The 22,456-nt window shown below is 59.6% G+C and carries 16 protein-coding genes and 4 tRNA genes; 7 read left to right on the forward strand and 13 right to left on the reverse strand.

The window, feature by feature from the left end; translation table 11 throughout:
* Nucleotides 1-11: 11 nt before the first annotated feature.
* A complete protein-coding gene (locus JOE32_RS08030) occupies nt 12-572 on the forward strand; it encodes a cytochrome b (RefSeq protein ID WP_209982989.1) in 561 nt (186 codons plus the stop codon).
* A gap of 123 nt (nt 573-695) precedes the next feature.
* Here the strand turns inward: JOE32_RS08030 and JOE32_RS08035 are convergent, their stop codons facing one another.
* A complete protein-coding gene (locus JOE32_RS08035) occupies nt 696-1,586 on the reverse strand; it encodes a pyridoxal-phosphate dependent enzyme (RefSeq protein WP_209982991.1) in 891 nt (296 codons plus the stop codon).
* A gap of 57 nt (nt 1,587-1,643) precedes the next feature.
* The gene (locus JOE32_RS08040) at nt 1,644-3,683 is read right to left on the reverse strand and encodes an NADPH-dependent 2,4-dienoyl-CoA reductase (protein ID WP_209982993.1); all 2,040 of its coding nucleotides are present in this window, start codon (nt 3,681-3,683) and stop codon (nt 1,644-1,646) included.
* A 338-nt stretch (nt 3,684-4,021) separates the two neighbouring features.
* On the opposite strand from JOE32_RS08040, the gene JOE32_RS08045 reads away from it, so the two are divergent.
* From JOE32_RS08045 to JOE32_RS08060, 4 genes are all read left to right on the forward strand, one after another.
* A complete protein-coding gene (locus JOE32_RS08045; protein WP_209982994.1) occupies nt 4,022-5,647 on the forward strand; it encodes a methyl-accepting chemotaxis protein in 1,626 nt (541 codons plus the stop codon).
* A gap of 52 nt (nt 5,648-5,699) precedes the next feature.
* The gene (locus JOE32_RS08050) at nt 5,700-7,202 is read left to right on the forward strand and encodes a bifunctional diguanylate cyclase/phosphodiesterase (protein ID WP_209982997.1); all 1,503 of its coding nucleotides are present in this window, start codon (nt 5,700-5,702) and stop codon (nt 7,200-7,202) included.
* Between the two features lie 190 nt (nt 7,203-7,392).
* The gene (locus JOE32_RS08055; protein ID WP_209982999.1) at nt 7,393-8,523 is read left to right on the forward strand and encodes a carbon-nitrogen hydrolase family protein; all 1,131 of its coding nucleotides are present in this window, start codon (nt 7,393-7,395) and stop codon (nt 8,521-8,523) included.
* 4 nt (nt 8,524-8,527) lie between these two features.
* Nucleotides 8,528-9,562: an AraC family transcriptional regulator gene (locus JOE32_RS08060; RefSeq protein ID WP_209983001.1), complete on the forward strand. Its 1,035-nt coding sequence runs from the start codon at nt 8,528-8,530 to the stop codon at nt 9,560-9,562.
* 236 nt (nt 9,563-9,798) lie between these two features.
* Here the strand turns inward: JOE32_RS08060 and JOE32_RS08065 are convergent, their stop codons facing one another.
* The 11 genes from JOE32_RS08065 to JOE32_RS08115 all read right to left on the reverse strand — a co-directional run bounded on the left by JOE32_RS08065 (nt 9,799) and on the right by JOE32_RS08115 (nt 20,184).
* Nucleotides 9,799-10,602, reverse strand: a complete 804-nt coding sequence (locus tag JOE32_RS08065; RefSeq protein ID WP_209983003.1) for a DUF2242 domain-containing protein — start codon at nt 10,600-10,602, stop codon at nt 9,799-9,801.
* A gap of 180 nt (nt 10,603-10,782) precedes the next feature.
* On the reverse strand, nt 10,783-12,657 hold the full coding sequence (locus JOE32_RS08070; RefSeq protein WP_209983005.1) for a SurA N-terminal domain-containing protein: 1,875 nt from the start codon (nt 12,655-12,657) through the stop codon (nt 10,783-10,785).
* A 229-nt stretch (nt 12,658-12,886) separates the two neighbouring features.
* On the reverse strand, nt 12,887-13,159 hold the full coding sequence (locus JOE32_RS08075; protein WP_003174819.1) for an HU family DNA-binding protein: 273 nt from the start codon (nt 13,157-13,159) through the stop codon (nt 12,887-12,889).
* A 149-nt stretch (nt 13,160-13,308) separates the two neighbouring features.
* Nucleotides 13,309-15,705: an endopeptidase La gene (gene lon / locus JOE32_RS08080; RefSeq protein ID WP_209983006.1), complete on the reverse strand. Its 2,397-nt coding sequence runs from the start codon at nt 15,703-15,705 to the stop codon at nt 13,309-13,311.
* A 172-nt stretch (nt 15,706-15,877) separates the two neighbouring features.
* The gene (gene clpX, locus JOE32_RS08085; protein ID WP_003238279.1) at nt 15,878-17,161 is read right to left on the reverse strand and encodes an ATP-dependent Clp protease ATP-binding subunit ClpX; all 1,284 of its coding nucleotides are present in this window, start codon (nt 17,159-17,161) and stop codon (nt 15,878-15,880) included.
* A 112-nt stretch (nt 17,162-17,273) separates the two neighbouring features.
* Nucleotides 17,274-17,909: an ATP-dependent Clp endopeptidase proteolytic subunit ClpP gene (clpP, locus tag JOE32_RS08090; protein WP_003238276.1), complete on the reverse strand. Its 636-nt coding sequence runs from the start codon at nt 17,907-17,909 to the stop codon at nt 17,274-17,276.
* 91 nt (nt 17,910-18,000) lie between these two features.
* Nucleotides 18,001-19,311 (reverse strand): trigger factor, encoded by a 1,311-nt coding sequence (tig, locus tag JOE32_RS08095; RefSeq protein ID WP_209983008.1) that lies wholly within the window; start codon nt 19,309-19,311, stop codon nt 18,001-18,003.
* Between the two features lie 395 nt (nt 19,312-19,706).
* Nucleotides 19,707-19,782: transfer RNA gene (locus JOE32_RS08100), tRNA-His, on the reverse strand.
* Nucleotides 19,783-19,858: 76 nt separating this feature from the next.
* Nucleotides 19,859-19,943: transfer RNA gene (locus JOE32_RS08105), tRNA-Leu, on the reverse strand.
* 56 nt (nt 19,944-19,999) lie between these two features.
* Nucleotides 20,000-20,075, reverse strand: a tRNA-His gene (locus tag JOE32_RS08110).
* Nucleotides 20,076-20,107: 32 nt separating this feature from the next.
* Nucleotides 20,108-20,184: transfer RNA gene (locus JOE32_RS08115), tRNA-Arg, on the reverse strand.
* A gap of 276 nt (nt 20,185-20,460) precedes the next feature.
* On the opposite strand from JOE32_RS08115, the gene folD reads away from it, so the two are divergent.
* Both folD and pbpG read left to right on the forward strand, forming a co-directional pair.
* Nucleotides 20,461-21,315 (forward strand): bifunctional methylenetetrahydrofolate dehydrogenase/methenyltetrahydrofolate cyclohydrolase FolD, encoded by an 855-nt coding sequence (folD, locus tag JOE32_RS08120; protein WP_209983010.1) that lies wholly within the window; start codon nt 20,461-20,463, stop codon nt 21,313-21,315.
* 208 nt (nt 21,316-21,523) lie between these two features.
* Complete coding sequence (gene pbpG, locus JOE32_RS08125) at nt 21,524-22,447, forward strand: D-alanyl-D-alanine endopeptidase (RefSeq protein WP_209983012.1); 924 nt, start codon at nt 21,524-21,526, stop codon at nt 22,445-22,447.
* Nucleotides 22,448-22,456 lie beyond the last annotated feature (9 nt).

The following is a 22,456-nucleotide window of genomic DNA, read 5'->3' on the forward strand; positions in this document are numbered from 1 at the left end:
GGAAACCAGCGATGCCGTGGAAAAATTCCGATACGCGCTACAGCACCATGTCGATTGCGCTGCACTGGTTGATGGTGGTGCTGCTGGCGGTGGTCTATGCCTGCATCGAATTGCGCGGGCAGTTCCCCAAGGGCAGCGGCGCACGCACGCTGATCGTCGAAATGCACTTCATGTTCGGCCTGACCGTGTTTGTGCTGGTGTGGCTGCGATTGTTTGCGCGCAGCCTGGGGGTTGCGCCAAAGATCGTCCCCGCCCCGCCGCTATGGCAGCGTCTGCTGGCCAGGCTCACGCACACCGCACTCTATGCGCTGATGATCGGCATGCCGATCGCCGGTTGGCTGATCGTCAGCGCCGAAGGGCACTCGGTGATGTTCTACGGGATGGAATTGCCGCCGTTGATCGCCGAGAACAAGGCATTGGCCAAGGAGATCGAGGGCTGGCACGTACTGTTCGGGCAGATCGGCTACTGGCTGATCGGGCTGCATGCGCTGGCAGGGATTTTTCACCATTATGTGATGCGCGATAACACGGCGTTGCGAATGCTGCCAGGCAGGCGGCAACCGGTTGAGTGACACACCGCTGTCGGGAGCATGAGCGATTTCAGGCAACCACACTCCTTTGACGAGCGCGCTCGCCACAGAGGCTCCAGTTTGTTGCGCCACATTGCCAGGCAGAGCCTCCCGCAGGGTGTCGCATCAGGGATTGAATCCGCGGCGGCCCTGAAGGCCGCCGGTGTGGATGAAGATCAGGCGGGTGCCGGGGGCGAAGCGGCCGGCCTCGATCTGCTGTTTCAGCGCCAGCAGCGCCTTGCCGGTGTAGAGTGGCTCCAGCGGCAGGCCGCATTGCTGTTGCGCGGCGTCAATAAACGCCAGCAACAACGGGTCGACGTTGGCAAAGCCGCCCCTGCTCGCGTCCAGCAGTTCATAACCTTGCGCCACGATTGACTGCACAGTGCGCGCCACACCGTGGTCATCCGGCACGGCCAGTGCGCCGTACACCGGATGGCCGCCCGCCTCGGCCAGCACCAACCCCGCCAACGTGGTGCCGGTGCCGGCGGCCAGCCACCAGGCGTCATAGTCGTCCCAGCCCAACGCATTCAACTGCGTACGCGCCTGTTCGACCAATACCCCACATCCCAACGCCCCGGTCAATCCGCCACCGCCCTCGGGCACCGCATGCAGGTGGGGATAGTGCTCATGCCACGGTTCCCAGAACCGCGGTTCGTGACGCGCACGATAGCCGTCATACCCCAGCCAGTGCAGGTGCATGCCGAACGCTTTGAGGTCGAGCACCGTGGGCGTGTCCTGCGGGTGACCGCGCAACAGGCCGACCGTGGCAAAACCGAAGCGCTGGCCTGCCGCCGCCAACGCGTGCAGATGGTTGGAGTAGGCACCGCCCAGGCTGATGATGCCGCTGGCGCCGGCCTGCCGCGCCTGGGCCAGATGCCCGCTGAGCTTGAACCATTTGTTGCCGCTGATCAGCGGGTCGATCAGGTCCAGGCGCAGCACCGCAAGCTCGACGCCGCGCAGCCAATCAAGCTGCACGGGTTCAAGGGGCGCGTGGGGGAGCCAGTCGAAGGGGGCCATCCGGGTGGCACCTGCGCGAAAAAGGGGCGGTAGTCTAACACCGCCCCCGCCCGGGTCTTACAGCTCGGCGGCGAGGCGCGAGCCCTGGTTGATGGCGCGCTTGGCGTCCAGCTCGGCCGCCACATCGGCGCCGCCGATCAGGTGCACGTTCTGACCCGCCGCGACCAGACCGTCGTGCAGTTCGCGCAGCGGGTCCTGCCCTGCGCAGATGACGATATTGTCCACCGCCAGCACCTGGGGCTCACCCTCGGCGCCGATGCGGATATGCAGACCGTCGTCATCGATCTTCAAGTACTCGACGCTGTTGAGCATCTGCACCTGCTTGTTCTTGAGCCCCGTGCGGTGGATCCAGCCGGTGGTCTTGCCCAGGCCGTCGCCGACCTTGGAGGCCTTGCGTTGCAGCAGGAAGACTTCACGCGCCGGCAGGTGCGGCTGCGGCTTGATCCCGGCCACGCCGCCACGGGCCTGCAGTTGGGTGTCGATGCCCCACTCCCGCCAGAACGCGTCGCGGTCCAGGCTGGTGGACACGCCCTGATGCACGAGAAACTCCGAGACGTCGAAACCGATGCCACCGGCACCGATCACCGCAACGCGTCTGCCGACCGGCTTGCGTTCGAGAATCACGTCCAGGTAGCTCAACACCTTGGCGTGGTCGACTCCCGCAATGGCCGGAGTACGCGGTGCAATACCAGTGGCCAGGATGATTTCGTCATAGCTGCCCGCCGCGAGCTGCGCGACATCCACGCGCGTGTTCAGGCGCAGCTCGACCTCGGTGGTTTGCAGCTTGCGCGTGAAGTAACGCAGGGTTTCGAAGAACTCTTCCTTGCCTGGCACACGCTTGGCGATGTTGAACTGGCCGCCGATTTCGCTCGCCGAATCAAACAGCGTCACCTGATGGCCGCGTTCGGCGGCCACGGTGGCAGCGGCCAACCCGGCCGGGCCTGCGCCGACCACGGCGATTTTTTTGCGGTGGGTGGTCGGTAAATAGTTGAGTTCGGTTTCGTAACATGCGCGCGGATTGACCAGGCAGGTGGTCAGCTTGCCGCCAAAGGTATGGTCCAGGCAGGCCTGGTTGCAGCCGATGCAGGTATTGATCTCATCGGCACGCCCGGCCGCAGCCTTGTTGACGAACTCCGGGTCGGCCAGAAACGGGCGCGCCATGGAGACCATGTCCGCATCGCCCTGGGCAAGGATCTGCTCGGCAATCTCCGGGGTGTTGATGCGGTTGGTGGTGATCAGCGGGATCTGCACCGCGCCACGCAGCTTGGCCGTGACCTTGCTGAACGCACCCCGTGGCACCTTGGTGGCGATGGTCGGGATTCGCGCTTCGTGCCAGCCGATGCCGGTGTTGATAATCGTCGCGCCGGCCTGCTCGATGGCCTTGGCCAGTTGCACGATTTCTTCCCAACTGCTGCCACCTTCCACCAGATCAAGCATCGACAGGCGAAAGATGATGATGAAATTCGGGCCGACGGCTTCACGCACCCGACGCACGATTTCCACCGCCAGGCGCATGCGGTTCTCGTAGCTGCCGCCCCAACGGTCGGTGCGGTGGTTGGTGTGGGCGGCGAGGAACTGATTGATGAAGTAGCCTTCGGACCCCATGATTTCCACGCCGTCGTACTCGGCGACCTGGGCCAGCCGCGCGCAGGTGACGAAATCCCGAATCTGTTTTTCGATGCCCTCTTCGTCCAGCTCCCTGGGCTTGAACGGATTGATCGGCGCCTGAATCGCGCTCGGCGCCACCTGCTTGGGGCTGTAGGCGTAACGGCCGGCGTGAAGGATCTGCATGCAGATTTTGCCGCCAGCTGCGTGCACCGCCTGGGTGACGATTCTGTGCTGGTGCGCTTCTTCCTCGGTGGTCAGCTTGGCCGCGCCGGCATACACCCCGCCTTCATCATTCGGACCAATCCCGCCGGTGACCATCAGGCCGACGCCGCCTCGGGCACGCTCGGCGAAGTAAGCTGCCATGCGTTCGAAACCGCCGGGTTTTTCTTCAAGGCCGGTGTGCATCGAACCCATCAGGGTGCGGTTGCGCAAGGTGGTAAAACCCAGGTCCAACGGGGCCAGCAGGTGCGGGTAGGCAACAGCGGTCATGGTACAGCTCCACAACGGATCATCACGGGACGTGAGGTATTCGAATGACACCCCATCGGTTTATGTCCCACAGACTAAGAGGCGATGGACTGCCGCTCAATGACCCAAACTGACAACTTATTGACCGAAATGCACAGCGCCGTATCTGTCACTTCACTGCGCGCACTGATGTAGCGCCCCTATCAACCCGATCCAATTTGCTGACTTCATTAAACCGCGCGACGCCATCATTCTGCTACCAAGCGGCCATCCGGGATTTGCCTGGAGCCCCTGTCTTCCACCTGTTTAATGCCGCCGTGCATTTACCACGTCCCAATCCTGGCCATCGGAGGCCCCCAATGACTCTCAGATCATTGAATATTGCACGCCGCGCATTCGTCTGCTTTGGCTTGATCACCCTACTGCTGTTCAGTTTCGCCGGTTTTTCCTACGTGCAGATCGGGCACTTGCGCAGCGCCGAGCAGGATATCGAGACCAACTCGCTGCCCAGCATTCAAGTCATCGACGATATTCAAATCGCCTTGCTGCACATCCGCCTTGAAAGCATTCGCATGCTCTCACGCGCGACTGAAGAGGTGCGCGCAGCGTCATTGAACAAGGTTCAAGAGGGTTTGCAGACGCTCACTTCACGCACGGAGTTCTATCGCACCCACCTGATATCGGGAACCCAGGACCAGGACCAGTTTGAAAAAACCAATCAGGTGATGAACAGCTACATCGAAGGGTTGAATCGCGTCATAGCGCTGGACACGTCCAATCACGAACAGGCAGTGGCGATGGCCAACACCGAACAGATGCAGCTTGGCAATGACTACCAGGAGCAACTGACGCTGCTGCGCGAGCAAAACGCGCGTCAAGCCGCTGAATCCGGCAAGGAGGCCGGCAACGTGTACGATCACAGCGTCAGCGTCCTGATCGCCGTGCTGCTCGCCGCCGCCATCCTCACCGTCATGCTCGCGACGTTCTTTACCCGCAGTATTGTCCGTCCGATGACCTCATCGCTGCGGTTGGCAGAGGACATTGCCGAGGGCGACTTGACCCATGGGCTTGAGGTCAGTGGCTCGGATGAAGCCTCGCGCCTGATGAACGCACTCAACCTGATGCGCGAAAATCTGCGCAACACGATTCTGGAAATCTCGGGAGCCTCCGCCCAATTGAGCACGGCAGCGGTGGAGATGACCGCGATCACCGAGAATGCCGATCGCACGTTGCAACAGCAGAACAGCGAAATCGAACAGGCAGCAACGGCCGTTAACGAGATGAGCGCTGCCGTTGAGGAAGTCGCCAGGAACGCCACTTCCACCTCCGAGGCCGCCCAGCAGTCGAGCCTGTCGGCAGACCTGGGGAACACGCGTGTGAACGAAACGCTGATCGCCATGCAAAACCTGACGGGCCTGGTTGAATCGTCTTCGGATCAAGTCAAAGTGCTGGCCGGGCAGGCACAGGACATCAGCAAAGTCTTGAGCGTTATCCGTGCCATTGCCGAACAGACCAACTTGCTGGCATTGAACGCGGCCATCGAAGCCGCGCGCGCAGGCGAACAAGGACGCGGATTTGCGGTGGTGGCCGATGAAGTGCGGGCGTTGGCGCATCGCACACAAACCTCGACCGAAGAAATCGAGCACATGATCACTGCGATCCAGGTAGGCTCACGCGCAGCCGTCGACTCAATGAGCAAAAGCACATCACAGGTTCACAACACCCGAGACACGGCCGAACAGGCAGGCCAGTCCCTGCGCCAGATCACCGATTCGGTGCTTGAAATCAATGATCGAAACCTGCAGATTGCGACCGCGTCCGAGGAACAGGCGCACGTTGCACGTGACGTTGACCGCAGCTTGATCAGCATCCGTGACCTTGCCATTCAGAGCAGCGAGGGTACTCGCCAGACCTTGACCGCGAGCAACGAGCTCTCACGTCTGTCCGTCAACTTGAACGGGCTGGTGCTGCGCTTTAAAACCTGACGCGCTGCCCGGCACACGCCACCTTGTTCATTGCCCTTACAGGATTGAAAAAATGCCCAATTCCTTATCCGAGTTGACTGAACAAGCGCGTGTGCCCGAGGTGGATGAGGTGCTCGACAGCATCGTGGCCATGGTGTCGGCGCATTTTGCGGCGCCGACTGATGCAGGCAGACGCACGCCGATGAGCGAGCAGGACAACCTGTTTTTGCATAACGCCGCCGCAGTCGCCGCCGCCCGCCTGGACTTCATTCACGACAGGCACTTCGTCGATGCGCTGACCGGGCTGCCCAATCGCGCGTGTTTTGAACGCGACGTTGCCAGAGAAGCGGCAGGCCTGCCGCAACGTCTGGCCATACTGGTCGAGCCATTGACCGCATTCGGCATGGACAGGCTGGTGAAAGCCCTGGGCCTGGACTGTTTCGTCGAGTTCATGCTGGGGGTAAAAAATGTACTCGCCGCTGTACTGCCCGGGCATGCACGCCTGTATCGCGCCGGCACGCTGAGCTTCGCCGTGCTGATGGAGGATGGCCCCGAGGTTGACCTGCCCGCACTTATCCAACGACTCACCGCCGCTCTGGCGCAGCCCGTGCACTTCCAGAATGTGCCGGTGTTCGCCGACGTGGGCATCGGCGTGCTCAGGATCGGCCCCAGCGCCCTGCCCCCTGTCGATAACGTGCGGCTGATGGCCAGCGTGACTGACACGGCACGGCGCTCCGAGCACCGGTGGCTGTATTACGACGCCACCATCGATGCCCACGCACAGCGCAGTGCAATGCTGCTTCACTCGATCGAGTCCGCATTGCTCGCGCCGGACCAGCTACGCCTAGAATATCAGCCTCGAATCAATCTGGCCGACAAACGCTGTGACTCGGTCGAAGCGCTTTTGCGCTGGACGCACCCGGTACTGGGAGAAATCGGGCCGGCCGAATTCATCGGCCTGGCGGAGACCACCGCCGCCATCCGGCATATCACCAGTTGGGTGGTGAGAAACGTGTGCAAGCAGATAGACGCGTGGCGGAGCCAGGGTCTGCACCTGAACGTGTCGCTCAATGTGTCGTCGATAGACCTGACCGATGGCCAACTGATTGATGAGCTGACCCACTCACTGGCGCAGTTCAACCTGGCGCCGCAATGCATTGAACTGGAGTTCACCGAAAGCGTGCTGATTCCCGACTTCGACGCCGTCCAGCACCAGCTCATGCGCCTGCACCGGTTGGGTGTGGCCATCGCCATCGACGACTTTGGCAGCGGCTACAGCAACTGGCGGTACCTGCGGGACATCCCGGCAAAAAGCGTCAAGCTCGATCGCTCGCTGCTGGTGGATCTGCGGCCCGACACCAGCAATTGGCATATCGTCAAAGGCATCATCAGCCTGGCGCGAAACCTCAATCTCACCGTGGTGGCCGAGGGCGTGGAAACCCTGTTGAACTACCGGCTCTTGCGTGACTGGCAGTGCCATCAGGGCCAGGGCTATTTCTTCTGCAAACCCCTGTCGCCCGACGCCCTGCGTGAATGGATAGCCGGCGGGCAAGCCTTTGCGGGCGGCAAAGAATAAAGCCGGGCAGGAACCAAGCCGGACGATCCGGTTCCAACGCGCAGGCGTCAACATTGGCGAAACTGCCGTCGGTGCCAGGAAAAAGCTGCGCATCGCCCCAATAATTCCTGTAACCCGCTGACTCTGTGTATCCTCATTCGCACTTCAGTCGAAAATTCATGCCCCGTCCCAGGTTCGTTGTCCGTTATCCATGCGTAAACTCTTAGCCCTCACCGTCACCATGGCCCTGGTTGCCGCCCTCACCGCCTATCTGGTCTGGACCCAGGATCGCCCTGTGGCGCATTACCTGTCGGACCTGCGCATCAATGTCGCCGTCAACCAGGGCCAGCCTGCCGACCGGGGCAACCTGCTGGGCATCCAGCCTGAGCTGTTCCCCGCCGATTACCAGAGTGTGGAGCGCCTGCACCTGAAACTCGCAGCCTATCTGCAAAAGGCGCGCGACCAAGGCTTTATCAACGACAAAACCATCGTGGTCATGCCCGAACATATCGGCACCTGGCTGATGCTCGGCGGCGAAAAAAACGAGTTGTACCAGGCCACGCATTGGCAGGACGCGATGAGCTGGCTGTCGCTCAGCAACCCGCTGTCGTTCGCGCGGGCATGGATCAGCGCCACCGGCGACAACCGCATGAACGACGCGTACCTGCGCATGAAAGCCGAAACCATGGCGCGCGACTATCAATTGCTGTTCGGCGGGTTGGCCAAGGAGTTCGGTGTAACCCTGGTGGCCGGTTCCATCGCCCTGCCCAACCCGACTATCAGCCAGGGACAACTGCAGGTCGGCCATGGCGCGCTGTATAACGCCAGCGTGGTATTCGCCGCCGACGGCCTGGCAGTGGGCCAGCCACAACGCCAGTTCTACCCGATCTACGACGAGCGCGGTTTTATCGAGCCGGGCGATGAAAACATCGTCAGCGTGGTCGACACCCCGGCCGGGCGCCTGGGCATCCTGATCGGCAGCGACAGCTGGTACCCCGACAACTACCGCAAGCTCAACGAACAAGGCGCGCAACTCATCGCGGTGCCGGCCTATGTGATCGGTCGGGATACTTGGGACCGCCCATGGCGCGGTTTCAAAAGCGTGTCCACCCCCACGGAAATCAGCCTCAAGCCCGAAGAACTCAGCGAGGGTCAGGCCTGGCATCGCCTGACGCTGATCAGCCAGCAACCGATCAGCCAGGCCACCGCCGGCATGAGTGTGTTCCAGCGTGGACAGTTCTGGGACCTGGGCAGCTCCGGCCAGAGCTTTTTGAGCAGCAACGGCCAGGTGTTTGCCGACGGCAGTGCCCGTGGCGCACGCCTGCTGAATATCTGGCTGTAACAGCGTGAAGCCGGTGCGCCTTGGGGACTTGTCGGTCGGCTTCGTGCACAGCCTGGCCGACGCGATCCAAAGCCATGGCCTTGATCCGCAACCGCTGCTGCTGCAATACGGATTTGACCCGGCGCGCCTCGCTGAGGCCGGCGCACGCTTGTCGATCCCGCGCTACATGCGCCTGGGCCATGCGGCCATCCAACTCACCAACGACCCGGGGCTGGGCCTGCGCATGGGCAGGCTCAGCCGGCTGAATCAGACGGGCCTGGCGGGCGTCACCGCCGCCCAGGCGCCTACGGTGCGCGAGGCCGCTCGCACGCTCACGCGCTTCGAAGCGTTGTACGGCTCCAACTATCGAGGGCAGTCGAGCTTTCACGAAGATGCCGATGGCGCGTGGCTACGGTTCTATTCCATCAGCCCTTACAACGCCTATAACCGCTTTGTGGTGGACTCGATCATTGCCGGCTGGCTGCAGCAATTGTCGAGCCTGGCGCGACAGCCCGTGCAAGCGCAGCGCATCGACATCGAATTCGACGCGCCGGACTACCACGAACAATACAGCGTGTTGGCGGACGGCCCGATCCACTTTGGCGCCGAGGCCAACCAACTGCGACTGAGCCGACAGAGCCTCGCCCTGCGCAACCCACAGCATTGCCCGAGTACCTGGCAGCTGTTGCTGCAACTGTGCGAAAGGGAATTGGAGCAGCTTACACGCACACGCAGCCTGCGCGAGCGCATCACCCGTTTGCTCGGGCCAATGCTCAATGGCGGCCGGGAACCCGACCTTGAAGAAGTGGCAGCACGCTTGCAGCTGCCGACCTGGACACTGCGGCGCAAACTGGCCGACGAAGGCACTCAATTTCGCGCCATTCTCAACGACACTCGCCGCGACCTGGCCATGACCTACATTCGCGATACGGAACTGGCATTTGGCGAGATCGCCTACCTGCTCGGTTTTGCCTCGGCCCAGGCGTTTCAACGGGCCTTCAGGCGCTGGAACAACCAGACCCCAGGGGAATTTCGCCGCAGTCAGCGGCATTCCGCCTGAAGTCGGGGGTTACAACTCGGTGGCGTCGTCGACCGGATCCAGTGGATCCAACTCAAAGGCCTGATACTCCAGCAGTTCTTCCTGATAATCGTCCATGGTGGGCTCCTTTTTGAATGGACAGCGATGACAGGTTAATGACCTGTATCACCAGCCTAAAGTGCCGTCATGACGAAAAAAAGGCAACACCGTGAAGTTCCTGCACTTCAGAATGTGCGGCTTTCCACTGTATACAAGGCTCAAGGCTGCGTTGGCAGCGGCGGAATCGCCTCCGTGGGCGCGGGCAGGTTTGGATTGGTCGGCGCAGGTGCCGGCTCGGTTGCAGGCGCCGCCGCCGGTTCTGCCTGCGGCGCAATCGGCGCTGCCTCAGGTGGCGGAGCGAGCGGCTGCGACGCGGCCGGCTCTTGATTCGGCGTTTCGACCTTCTCGGCTGTCGGTGTCGCCAACGGCGCAGCCTTGGGTTCCGGCATGCCCAGGTCTGCCTTGGGCGTCTCCGGAATGTGCGCCGCCTTTTTCACTTCCTGGGGCAGGAACACGTCCACCAGCGCAAAGTAGCGGTCATAGAACTTGGGCGCTGAAACCGTCTCACTCGCCACTTTCACCATCGAGTCGTCGGTGGACCCGATAGGCATCGACACCGAGCCCAGCACGCCCACGCCGAGGCTCGCAGAGTTGTTGACCTTCTTCAGCGCGTAGCGGTCCTGCAAGGCGTTGGCGAACATCGTCGAATGCTTGCCACTGCCATCATCGGCGCACACCACGTTGAAGCTGATCTGCAGGTGCGTCTCGCCGGTCTGCTGAAAGCTCTTGTTGCCCACCACCAACTTCGGATCGCTGCTGGTGATGATATAGCCCTGGCTGAGCAATGCACGCCGGGCGGCTTCGCACGCGGCGACGTCGCTGACCGGGTAATCACGGGAAAACGTGCCGGAGTCGTCGAAGTTCTCATGCTCATAAATAGCGGTCTTGGGTGACGAGCAGCCCGCAGCGCCCGCCAGCACCAACGCCAGCCCGAGGCCACGCAAGTGAAATGATATCGACATCGAAAATCCTGAGAAAAACAGTCCGGCCGGTATTGTGCAACAGAACGGTCTCCGGGCGCGCGCATTCCTGTCAGGAAAAATTCCAGGGCCCTCACACATCGGCGCTTCAATATTGGATCAACAGGCGCAAAAAAAAGACCCCGGCCTTTTCAGGACGGGGTCTTTTTGTTCAAGCCGACATCAGTACTTCTTGATGTCCGCCTGCGATTCCAACTGCTTGCGGTACGCAGCAAAGTCCTGCTGACCAACACGGGAAGCGAGGAAACGACGGTATTGCGCCTTTTCTTCATCCGTTGGGGCAGCCGCTTCGTTGACACCGTTCAAGCGCACCAGCACCAGGCTGCCGTCAGCCAGGGTCACGGTGGTGAAGGACGGCTTGTCCTTGGCCGCAGGCTTGGGCATGCGGAACAGGGCCTGCAACACAGCCGGGTCAATCCCTTCCTGGCTACGGGTAGCCGCTTCGGTGACTTTCCAGGCCTGACCATCAATAGGCTGGTTCAGCGCGGTCTTGCCATCACGCAGGCTAGCGATCAACTCGTCGGCGTGGGTTTTGGCAGCGGCGATTGCGCGCTCCTTGGTCATCTGTGCACGGATCGCGTCAGACACTTTTTCCAGCGGCAGTTGCGCAGGCTTCAGGTGTTCCTTGGCGCGCAGCACGATGATGGTTTCAGGGTCCAGCTCGATGGCGCTGCTGTTGGCGCCTTCATCCAGCACTTCCGGGCTGAACGCAGCAGTTACCACGGCACGGTTGGCTGCAACACCTTCGCCACCTTCACGGCCAAACGGCGCAGACGTGTGCACAGTGAGCTTCAGGTCCGACGCCGGCTGGGCCAGGTCGGAGGCTTCGAAGGCCGCATCTTCCAATTGCTTGGTGGCTTCGACATAACGCTGTTCAACCTGCTGGGTCTTCAGCTCGCGGGTCAGCTTGTCTTTCAGACTGGCAAACGTCGGCACCTGAGGTGCTTCAACGCCCAGCAGCTTGATCAGGTGCCATCCGAACGCACTGCGTACCGGCGCCGAAACCTGGTCCTTGTTCAAGGCGTACAAGGCCGTTTCGAAGTCCGGATCGTAGACGCCAGGGCCGGCAAAGCCCAGATCGCCGCCATTGTTGGCCGAACCTGGATCCTGGGAGAACTCCTTGGCCAGCGCCTCGAATTTCTCGCCCTTGGCCAGGCGTGCCTGGATCTCTTCAATCCTGGCCTTGGCCTGTGCCTCGGTGACCTTGTCGTTGACTTCAATCAGGATATGCGCGGCACGACGCTGTTCAGCGAGGTTGGCGATTTCTTTCTGATAGGCCGCCTGCAGCTCATCATCCTTGACCGTAACCTGGTCGAAGAAAGACGACTTCTTCAGCTCCAGATAGTCGATGACCACCTGGTCCGGCGTCATGAACTCCTTGGCGTGCTGGTCGTAATAGGCCTTGACCTCGTCGTCGGTGAGTTTCACCGCCGCAGGGTCAGCCTTGATGTTGACGGTGGCGAAGTCGCGGGTCTGTTTTTCCAGTCGGGCGAATGCCAGCACTTGGGCGTCGGTCACGAAACCACTGCCGGCGATGCCTGCGCGAACCTGGCCGATCAGCATTTCCTGAGTCAGCATCTGACGGAACTGCATCCGGGTATAGCCCAGTTGACGGATCACCTGGTCAAAGCGCTCGGCGCTGAACTTGCCGTCCACCTGGAATTCCGGTGTCTGCAGGATCACCTGGTCCAGAGCCGCTTCAGAGAAGCCGAACTTGGAATCCGCCGCGCCTTGCAGCAGCAGCTTGCGATCGATCAAGCCCTTGAGCGCCGCTTCGCGCAGCAGTTTCTCGTCGAGCATGGAAGCGTCGAAATCCTTGCCCAGCTGTTGCATCAGCTGGCGCCGTTGCATGTCGACAGCCTGGCTCAGCTCAGTCTGGGTGATTTCATCACCGTTGACCTTGGCCACGTCCTGCTTGGTGTTGGTCGAGGCCTGGAAAATGGCCTCGATACCGGTGAACGCCATCAATGCGACGATGATCCCGATAATGGTCTTGGCAATCCAGCCTTGTGAATTGTCCCTGATATTTTGCAGCATGCGTCCCCCAGAAACGGTTGAACTTCAAAAATTGGCAACCGTGGAGCGTGGGTAGAATCCGGATAGAAGAAAGGCGCATCCGAGGATGCGCCTTCTCGTAACTGGCGGAGCGGACGGGGGTTTGAACCCACACCCCCGGCGTGCGACCCAATGGATACGTGGGTCAGCTGCCGCTCCGCTGCCAGGCCAGACCTGCGTCTGGCCCGGGTAGGCAAGGCGTGAACGAAGCTTAGTTAACCGCTTCTTTCAGGGCTTTACCGGCTTTGAAACCTGGTTTCTTGGCAGCAGCGATTTGCAGTGCTTTGCCGGTCTGTGGGTTACGGCCAGTGCGAGCTGGGCGATCAGTCACGGAGAAAGTACCGAAGCCTACCAGTACCACGGAGTCGCCAGCCTTCAGAGCGCCAGTGACGGATTCGATTACTGCGTCCAGCGCACGGCCGGCAGCAGCTTTCGGGATATCAGCGGATGCAGCGATAGCATCAATCAGTTCCGACTTGTTCACTCTAAGTCCCCTTATATATCTATTGAGTATGATTCTAAGTTTTTTTGTAACAGCAAAAAACGGTGCTGAATGGCCTACAGACACTTAAGAGCCGCTTTATAACAAGGGCTCTAAAAAGCTGTCAAGGAAACCCCCAAGGCTTCAACACATTAATGCGTGCTAATTCTTTCCTTGGAATCAGACTCGCGTTTTTCATCCTTGGCGACTATCTCCGGAGCCACATCCGGCAAGGGCTCCGGCGCGTATTGCAGCGCAATTTGCAGGACTTCGTCAATCCATTTAACCGGTTTAATCTGAAGATCCTGCTTGATATTGTCAGGAATTTCCTTCAAGTCGCGAACATTCTCTTCAGGAATGATCACGGTCTTGATGCCACCCCGGTGTGCCGCGAGCAATTTCTCTTTAAGGCCACCAATGGCCAGCACCTGACCGCGAAGGGTAATTTCCCCGGTCATGGCCACATCGGCACGCACCGGAATGCCGGTCAGAGCCGATACCAACGCGGTGCACATGCCTACGCCAGCGCTGGGGCCGTCTTTCGGGGTCGCGCCTTCCGGCATATGGATGTGAGTGTCGTGCTTCTCATGGAAGTCCAGAGGGATCCCCAGGCTGCGAGCGCGGCTGCGCACCACGGTCTGCGCGGCCGTGATGGACTCGACCATCACATCCCCCAGGGAGCCGGTCTTGATCAACTGACCCTTGCCCGGAATCACCGCCGCTTCAATGGTCAACAGTTCGCCGCCCACCTGGGTCCATGCCAGCCCGGTCACCTGGCCAACCTGATCCTGCTGCTCGGCCAGGCCATAGCGGAATTTACGCACACCGAGGAAGTGCTCCAGTGAGTCGGACGAAACCTTCACCGAGAAGCGTTTTTCCAGCGCATGTTCCTTCACCGCCTTGCGGCAGATCTTCGCGATCTGGCGCTCAAGACCCCGTACACCGGCCTCGCGGGTGTAGTAACGCACGATGTCGCGGATTGCCTCGACCTCGAACTCGATCTCGCCTTTTTTCAGACCATTGGCCGACGTTTGCTTGGGCGCAAGGTACTTGACCGCGATGTTGATCTTCTCGTCTTCGGTGTAACCCGGCAGACGAATCACCTCCATCCTGTCCAGCAGCGCCGGCGGAATGTTCATGGAGTTGGAGGTGCACAGGAACATGACGTCGGACAGGTCGTAGTCGACTTCGAGGTAATGGTCATTGAAGTTGTGGTTCTGCTCGGGATCAAGCACTTCCAGCAACGCCGACGCCGGATCGCCACGCATGTCGCTGCCCATCTTGTCGATTTCATCAAGCAGGAACAGCGGGTTACGCACCCCGACTTTCGTCATCTTTTGAATCAATCTTCCTGGCATCGAACCGATGTAGGTACGGCGATGACCACGAATTTCCGCTTCATCACGCACGCCGCCAAGCGCCATGCGCACAAATTTACGATTGGTGGCACTGGCGATCGACTCGGCCAGGGACGTTTTACCCACGCCAGGCGGACCGACCAGGCACAACACCGGACCGCGAATCTTCTTCACACGCTTTTGCACGGCGAGGTATTCGAGGATGCGCTCCTTGACCTCTTCGAGGCCGTAGTGGTCGGCATCCAGGATTTCTTCGGCACGGGTCAAATCCAGACGCACCTTGGTCTGGGCCTTCCACGGCACCTGCACCAGCCAGTCAATGTAGGACCGCACCACGGTGGCTTCAGCCGACATCGGTGACATCTGCTTGAGCTTGTTCAGCTCGGCGGTCGCCTTGGTCAACGCATCCTTGGGCAGGCCGGCGGCATCGATACGCTTTTTCAGCTCTTCGATTTCGTTGTGGCCTTCCTCGCCGTCGCCGAGCTCTTTCTGAATGGCCTTCATCTGCTCATTCAGGTAGTACTCGCGCTGGCTACGCTCCATCTGCTTCTTCACGCGGCCACGGATGCGTTTCTCGACCTGCAGCAGGTCGATTTCCGCATCCAGCAGCGCCAGCACGTGCTCGACACGGGCCGACAGATCGATGATTTCGAGGATGTCCTGCTTCTGCTCGATCTTCAACGCCATGTGCGCAGCCATGGTGTCGACCAGGCGGCTCGGCTCATCGATGCTGTTGAGGGACGACAACACTTCAGCCGGGACTTTCTTGCCCAACTGCACATACTGCTCGAACTGCGAGAGCAGGCTGCGTACGAATACTTCGGACTCGCGCTCAGGCGCTTCGACTTCGTCGATCAGCGCCACTTCAGCGCGCAGGTGACCGTCCACTTCCATGAAGCGCTCGACCGCACCGCGCTGCTCGCCTTCCACCAGCACCTTGACGGTGCCATCAGGCAGCTTGAGCAATTGCAGGACAGTGGCAATGGTACCGACGCGATACAGGGCGTCTTCGCCCGGATCATCATCAGCAGGATTTCTCTGGGCCAACAGCAGGATCTGCTTGTCGCCCGTCATCGCGGCCTCGAGGGCTTCGATAGACTTCTCGCGCCCCACGAACAGCGGGATAACCATGTGCGGATAGACGACGACATCACGCAACGGCAGGAGAGGCAATTCAATGGTTGTCTTCATGATTTCGCCTCTATGACAGTTGAAAAATAAGCATGAAACCAAGATGGGGGCTGCATGCAAAAAAAACAAGCTTATTGCCAGCAGTTAAACGCAGTAAACGCTCGCAGGTAAAAACCCAGCCAAAACAAAGGGGCCCCTGGAGGCCCCTTGTTTGCATCGCGGCTGCAAACGCTTACGCGTCTGGCGCAGCCTTGGCAGTCGGCTCACTGTTTTCATAGATATACAGTGGCTTGGACTTGCCTTCTATAACGCTTTCGTCGATCACCACTTTACTCACTTCGGACTGCGAAGGGATCTCGTACATGGTGTCGAGCAACACGCCTTCGAGAATCGAGCGCAGACCGCGAGCGCCGGTCTTGCGCTCCAGTGCCCGCTTGGCCACCGATTTGAGCGCGTCGGTACGGAACTCCAGGTCTACACCTTCCATCTCGAACAGCTTGGCGTACTGCTTGGTCAGGGCGTTTTTCGGCTCGGTGAGGATCTGAATCAAAGCAGCCTCGTCCAGCTCGTCCAGCGTGGCCAGGACCGGCAGACGACCAACGAATTCCGGAATGAGACCGAACTTGACCAGATCGTCAGGCTCGACTTCACGCAGGGACTCGCCCACCTTCTTGCCTTCTTCCTTGCTGCGCACTTCTGCACTGAAACCGATGCCGCCACGGGTGGAACGCTGCTGGATAACTTTCTCCAGCCCCGAAAATGCACCGCCACAGATGAACAGAATGTTGCGCGTATCCACCTGAAGGAATTCCTGCTGCGGGTGCTTGCGGCCGCCTTGTGGCGGTACGGAAGCAACCGTGCCTTCGATCAGCTTCAACAGGGCCTGCTGCACGCCTTCACCGGAAACGTCCCGGGTGATCGACGGGTTGTCGGACTTGCGCGAAATCTTGTCGATTTCGTCGATGTAGACAATACCCATCTGGGCCTTTTCCACATCGTAGTCGCACTTCTGCAGCAGCTTCTGAATGATGTTCTCGACGTCCTCACCCACGTAGCCAGCCTCGGTGAGGGTGGTGGCGTCGGCGATGGTAAACGGAACGTTCAGCAGGCGGGCCAGGGTCTCTGCAAGCAGGGTCTTACCCGAGCCTGTAGGACCGATCAGCAGGATGTTGCTCTTGCCGAGTTCGACTTCGTCGCCTTTCTTGTCACGCTGGTTCAGACGCTTGTAGTGGTTGTACACCGCTACGGCCAGAACCTTCTTTGCACGCTCTTGACCGATGACATACTGGTCAAGGATGCCGCTGATTTCTTTAGGCGATGGCAATTTATGCGCGCTGCTTTCGGCCTGGGCTTCCTGCACCTCCTCGCGGATGATGTCATTGCACAGGTCGACGCACTCGTCGCAGATAAAGACCGAGGGACCGGCAATCAATTTGCGTACTTCATGCTGGCTTTTGCCACAGAAGGAGCAATAGAGCAGCTTGCCGTTGTCCTCGCCGTTGCGGGTGTCAGTCATTCGTTCGATCCAAATCCGATAGGCTTGCAACACAAGATGAAGGCTTATGCGGGCTTTTTCAAGCCCGCCGATGATCGGACAAACCGATCAGCCTTGTTTTGCGCTGCTTATATTAGGCTGGGCGCTTTTCGATCACGGCGTCGATCAACCCGTACGCACGTGCGGCTTCGGCGCTCATGAAGTTGTCGCGATTGGTGTCGCGCTCGATTTCTTCCAGGGTGTGACCGCTGTGCTTGGCCATCAGCGTATTGAGGCGCTCGCGGATGAAGAGAATCTCCTTGGCGTGGATTTCGATGTCCGACGCCTGGCCCTGGAAACCACCCAGTGGCTGGTGAATCATCACTCGCGAGTTCGGCAGGCAGAAACGCTTGCCCTCGGCACCCGCGGTCAGCAGGAAGGCGCCCATGCTGCAGGCCTGGCCGATACAGGTCGTCGACACGTTCGGCTTGATGAACTGCATGGTGTCGTAGATCGACATGCCCGCCGTTACCGAACCGCCTGGGGAGTTGATGTACAGATGGATGTCCTTGTCCGGGTTTTCCGCTTCAAGGAACAGCAGCTGCGCACAGATCAGGTTGGCCATGTAGTCCTCTACCGGACCCACCAGAAAGATTACTCGCTCCTTGAGCAGGCGCGAGTAGATGTCGTAGGCGCGTTCGCCACGAGCGGACTGCTCGACAACCATCGGGACCAGGCCGCCTGCGGCCTGGATATCAGAGTTCTGCTGAATATAGGAATTACGGAACATGCTCTGCAGTTACTCCCAAATAGTCATGTCTTGAAAACGCATAAGCCAGCGCGAGGCTGGCTTATGGTTGAATTTCCAACGAGTTGGACAATCAGTCGGCTTGTGCTGCTTCCGCCGGCTTGACTGCTTCTTCGTAAGAGACCGTCTTGTCGGTCACCTTAGCCTTCTGCAGAACAGTATCCACAACTTGTTCTTCCAGCACAACCGAACGTACTTCGTTCAGTTGCTGGTCGTTCTTGTAGTACCACGACACAACCTGCTCAGGCTCCTGGTAGGCCGAAGCCATTTCCTGGATCATCTCACGCACGCGGTCTTCATCAGGCTTGAGGTCGAATTGCTTGACCACTTCAGCCACGACCAGACCCAGTACAACGCGACGCTTGGCTTGCTCTTCGAACAGCTCGGCCGGCAGTTGGTCAGGCTTGACGTTGCCGCCAAACTGTTGAACAGCCTGTACGCGCAGACGGTCCACTTCGTTGGACAGCAGAGCCTTTGGCACTTCGATCGGGTTGGCGGCCAGCAGACCGTCCATGACCTGATTCTTGACCTTGGACTTGATAGCCTGACGCAGCTCGCGCTCCATGTTCTTGCGAACTTCGGTGCGGAAGCCTTCGATGCCGGATTCCTTGATACCGAATTGAGCGAAGAACTCTTCGTTCAGCTCAGGCAGCTTGGGCTCGGACACGGTGTTGACCGTGACGGTGAACTCGGCGGCTTTGCCGGCCAAATCCAGGTTCTGGTAGTCAGCCGGGAATTCCAGGCTCAGCACGCGTTCTTCGCCGGCCTTGGCGCCAACCAGACCGTCTTCAAAACCCGGGATCATGCGGTTGGAGCCCAGCACCAGCTGAGTACCCTTGGCGGAGCCGCCAGCGAATGCTTCGCCGTCAACCTTGCCCACGAAATCGATGTTCAACTGGTCTTCGTTCTGGGCGGCACGTTCGGCCACTTCAAAACGGGTGTTCTGCTTGCGCAGGATGTCGAGCATGTTGTCCAGGTCGGCATCAGCCACTTCGGCGCTCAGGCGCTCGATTTCGATACCGTCGAAACCGGCAACTTCGAACTCCGGGAACACTTCGAATACGGCAACGTATTCCAGGTCCTTGCCCGCTTCCAGGGACTTGGGCTCGATGGAAGGCGAGCCAGCCGGATTCAGCTTTTGTTCAACCACAGCTTCGTAGAAGGAAGCCTGGATCACGTCACCTACCGCTTCCTGACGCGCATCAGCACCAAAACGGCGCTTGATTTCGCTCATTGGCACTTTGCCTGGACGGAAACCAGCGATCTTGGCTTTTTGGGCGGTCTGCTGCAGACGCTTGTTGACCGCAGTCTCGATACGCTCAGCCGGCACGGTGATGCTCATGCGGCGCTCGAGAGCAGTAGTATTTTCAACAGAAACTTGCATGGATATTCCTCGTTGCACAGACATTAGCCGGCCATTTCCGACCCCAATCAAGGGCATGCATTCTAGTGGGTCAAACTCAAGAAGTCACCCTGCTGAAAATGCGCGCGAAAACAGCCGCCGTTTTATCGGTACGAAGGCACTGACGGACTTCGCCCCGGTGACAAATACAGCCAATCGCGCCAGAGCTCTGCGCCGCCTCTTCTATATAGCAAAGAGGCCATTCATCTCCCTGACGACCCTCCCTGCTGACAGGGACGGCAGGCAGCGCGGCATCATCGAGACACAAAAACGATGAAGCGCCCTGCCCTTGCGACCCAATACCTGCAGCCGCCGAATTCTCGAACCGCCAAAACCAAAAAAGGCGCCAGACTGTTAAATCTGGCGCCTTTCGAATATGGGGTGGACGAAGGGGATCGAACCCTCGACAACGGGAGTCACAATCCCGTGCTCTACCAACTGAGCTACGCCCACCATCTAGCATCGACGAAGCACTCAAACAACTTCTTCGTCTGGCCTCATCAAGCCCAGTGGCTCGATGACGCTTGATTGGTGCGGATGAAGAGACTCGAACTCTTACGCCTCGCGGCGCTGGAACCTAAATCCAGTGTGTCTACCAATTCCACCACATCCGCGCTTGCAGCTCTTAAAGCAAAGGCGCCAGATGGTTAATCTGGCGCCTTTCAAAATATGGGGTGGACGAAGGGGATCGAACCCTCGACAACGGGAGTCACAATCCCGTGCTCTACCAACTGAGCTACGCCCACCATCTAGCGCTACTTGTGCCAAAGCTGCCTAATGGCGCACCCGGCAGGACTCGAACCTGCGACCATCCGCTTAGAAGGCGGATGCTCTATCCAGCTGAGCTACGGGCGCCTTATTAATCTGTACTCTTGGAGGATTACAAACTAAGTGCTTTCCAGCCTTGCAGAACAACGATTCTGCTCGACCTTCTTAACCAGTGCTAGGCTGTGCCCGACAAGTGCGACGAATAGTATAGAGGGCCCGGAAACCCGTCAAATCTTTTTTGAAAAAAACTGATTTTATTTAAGGGCTTAGGGCAATTTGCGGACCAAGCGCCTTTGCCCTCACGCCTCGGCGTGCGAGAATGCGCGCACTTTTCTTCCCCCTCTCGATGGTTAATCACGCGTAATGACTGCACAACTTATAGACGGCAAATCAATCGCCGCCAGCCTGCGCCAGCAGATCGCCAAACGCGTCACCGAGCGTCGCGAGCAAGGCCTGCGCACGCCGGGCCTCGCGGTGATCCTGGTGGGCAGCGATCCTGCCTCTCAGGTTTATGTCTCGCACAAGCGTAAAGACTGTGAAGAGGTCGGCTTTATTTCCAAGGCCTACGACTTGCCCAGCGACACCACTCAACAGGCGCTTACCGACCTGATTGACGGCCTCAACGACGACCCGCGCATCGACGGCATCCTGCTGCAACTGCCACTGCCCGAACACCTGGACGCGTCCAAACTGCTCGAACGCATCCGCCCGGACAAAGACGTCGACGGCTTCCATCCTTATAACGTCGGTCGTCTGGCCCAGCGTATCCCGCTGCTGCGCCCGTGCACCCCGAAAGGCATCATGACGCTGCTCGAAAGCACCGGGGTCGACCTCTACGGTCTCGACGCGGTAGTGGTTGGCGCCTCGAATATCGTTGGTCGCCCGATGGCGATGGAGCTGTTGCTGGCCGGCTGCACCGTGACCGTTACCCACCGTTTCACCAAGGATCTGGCCGGCCATGTCGGTCGTGCCGACCTGGTCGTGGTCGCCGCCGGCAAGCCGGGCCTGGTGAAAGGTGAGTGGATCAAGCCAGGCGCCATCGTTATAGACGTGGGCATCAACCGTCAGGACGACGGCAAGCTGGTGGGCGACGTGGTGTATGACACCGCCCTGCCCCGCGCCGGCTGGATCACACCGGTACCGGGCGGCGTGGGTCCGATGACCCGCGCCTGCCTGCTGGAGAACACGCTGTACGCCGCAGAGACCCTGCACGGCTAATAACCTTGCGGACTGAAAAAGCCCTGCGTTATCGCGGGGCTTTTTATTGCCTGCTGAAAAACTGTTTTTTGTTATTTTTTAAGCACTTTCGTCTGGTTCTGGAAGAACATTCGACAGTTATCCATCCATACTCCTAGAATGTAACGTCATTTTTCTTACCAGCCGTTTCCCCAGCGGTCTTTCATTACTTTTTAGCGAGTTCACCCGCGTGAAAATTCGTCTTTCTCTCGTCAGTCTTTTTTTCGCTTTGACCGGCACATTCGCCCACGCCGCCGAAACCACCCAGGCCCCGCGTGACACTTCCAAACTGCAGATCGCTTCCGGCAGCGCCATGCTGGTGGACTTGCAAACCAACAAAGTCATCTATTCCAGCAACCCCGACGTGGTGGTGCCCATCGCCTCGGTGAGCAAGCTGATGACCGGCCTGATCGTGCTGGAAGCCAAGCAGAACATGGACGAGTACATCGATATCAACATCACCGACACGCCGGAGATGAAAGGCGTGTTCTCCCGCGTGAAGATCGGCAGCCAGATGCCGCGCAAGGAAATGCTGCTGATCGCCCTGATGTCCTCGGAAAACCGCGCCGCCGCGAGCCTGGCGCACCACTATCCGGGGGGTTACGCAGCCTTTATCGCGGCGATGAATGCCAAGGCCAAGGCGCTGGGCATGACCAGCACCCATTATGTGGAGCCCACCGGCCTGTCGATCCACAACGTGTCGACCGCCCGCGACCTGAGCAAGCTGCTGGCCGCCGCACGGCATTACCCGCTGCTCAGCCAGTTGAGCACCACCAAGGAAAAGACCGTGTCGTTCCGCAAGCCCAACTACACCCTGGGCTTCTCCAACACCGACCACCTGATCAACCGCGCCAATTGGGACATCAAGCTGACCAAGACCGGCTTCACCAATCAGGCCGGCCACTGCCTGGTACTGGTGACCAGCATGGGCAACCGCCCGGTGTCACTGGTGATCCTGGATGCGTTCGGCAAATTCACCCACTTTGCCGATGCCAGCCGTATTCGCAACTGGGTCGAGACCGGCAAGAGCGGTTCGGTGCCGGATGTGGCACTGCGCTACAAGGCTGACAAGAATCTGAAAAGTCGCCCGAATGCGGCGCACGTGCAGCGCTGAATAACGCAG

Origin of the sequence: Pseudomonas sp. PvP025, from assembly GCF_017832155.1 — a bacterium.
GTDB lineage: Bacteria > Pseudomonadota > Gammaproteobacteria > Pseudomonadales > Pseudomonadaceae > Aquipseudomonas.

Bases quoted from the DNA above. Each gene is read 5' to 3' on its own strand.
- tig (WP_209983008.1), bottom strand. From the start codon at position 19,311: ATGCAAGTTTCTGTTGAAAATACTACTGCTCTCGAGCGCCGCATGAGC.
- clpX (WP_003238279.1), bottom strand. From the start codon at position 17,161: ATGACTGACACCCGCAACGGCGAGGACAACGGCAAGCTGCTCTATTGC.
- JOE32_RS08030 (WP_209982989.1), top strand. From the start codon at position 12: ATGCCGTGGAAAAATTCCGATACGCGCTACAGCACCATGTCGATTGCG.
- JOE32_RS08055 (WP_209982999.1), top strand. From the start codon at position 7,393: ATGCGTAAACTCTTAGCCCTCACCGTCACCATGGCCCTGGTTGCCGCC.
- JOE32_RS08040 (WP_209982993.1), bottom strand. From the start codon at position 3,683: ATGACCGCTGTTGCCTACCCGCACCTGCTGGCCCCGTTGGACCTGGGT.
- folD (WP_209983010.1), top strand. From the start codon at position 20,461: ATGACTGCACAACTTATAGACGGCAAATCAATCGCCGCCAGCCTGCGC.
- clpP (WP_003238276.1), bottom strand. From the start codon at position 17,909: ATGTTCCGTAATTCCTATATTCAGCAGAACTCTGATATCCAGGCCGCA.
- JOE32_RS08065 (WP_209983003.1), bottom strand. From the start codon at position 10,602: ATGTCGATATCATTTCACTTGCGTGGCCTCGGGCTGGCGTTGGTGCTG.
- JOE32_RS08070 (WP_209983005.1), bottom strand. From the start codon at position 12,657: ATGCTGCAAAATATCAGGGACAATTCACAAGGCTGGATTGCCAAGACC.
- lon (WP_209983006.1), bottom strand. From the start codon at position 15,705: ATGAAGACAACCATTGAATTGCCTCTCCTGCCGTTGCGTGATGTCGTC.
- JOE32_RS08050 (WP_209982997.1), top strand. From the start codon at position 5,700: ATGCCCAATTCCTTATCCGAGTTGACTGAACAAGCGCGTGTGCCCGAG.
- JOE32_RS08045 (WP_209982994.1), top strand. From the start codon at position 4,022: ATGACTCTCAGATCATTGAATATTGCACGCCGCGCATTCGTCTGCTTT.
- JOE32_RS08035 (WP_209982991.1), bottom strand. From the start codon at position 1,586: ATGGCCCCCTTCGACTGGCTCCCCCACGCGCCCCTTGAACCCGTGCAG.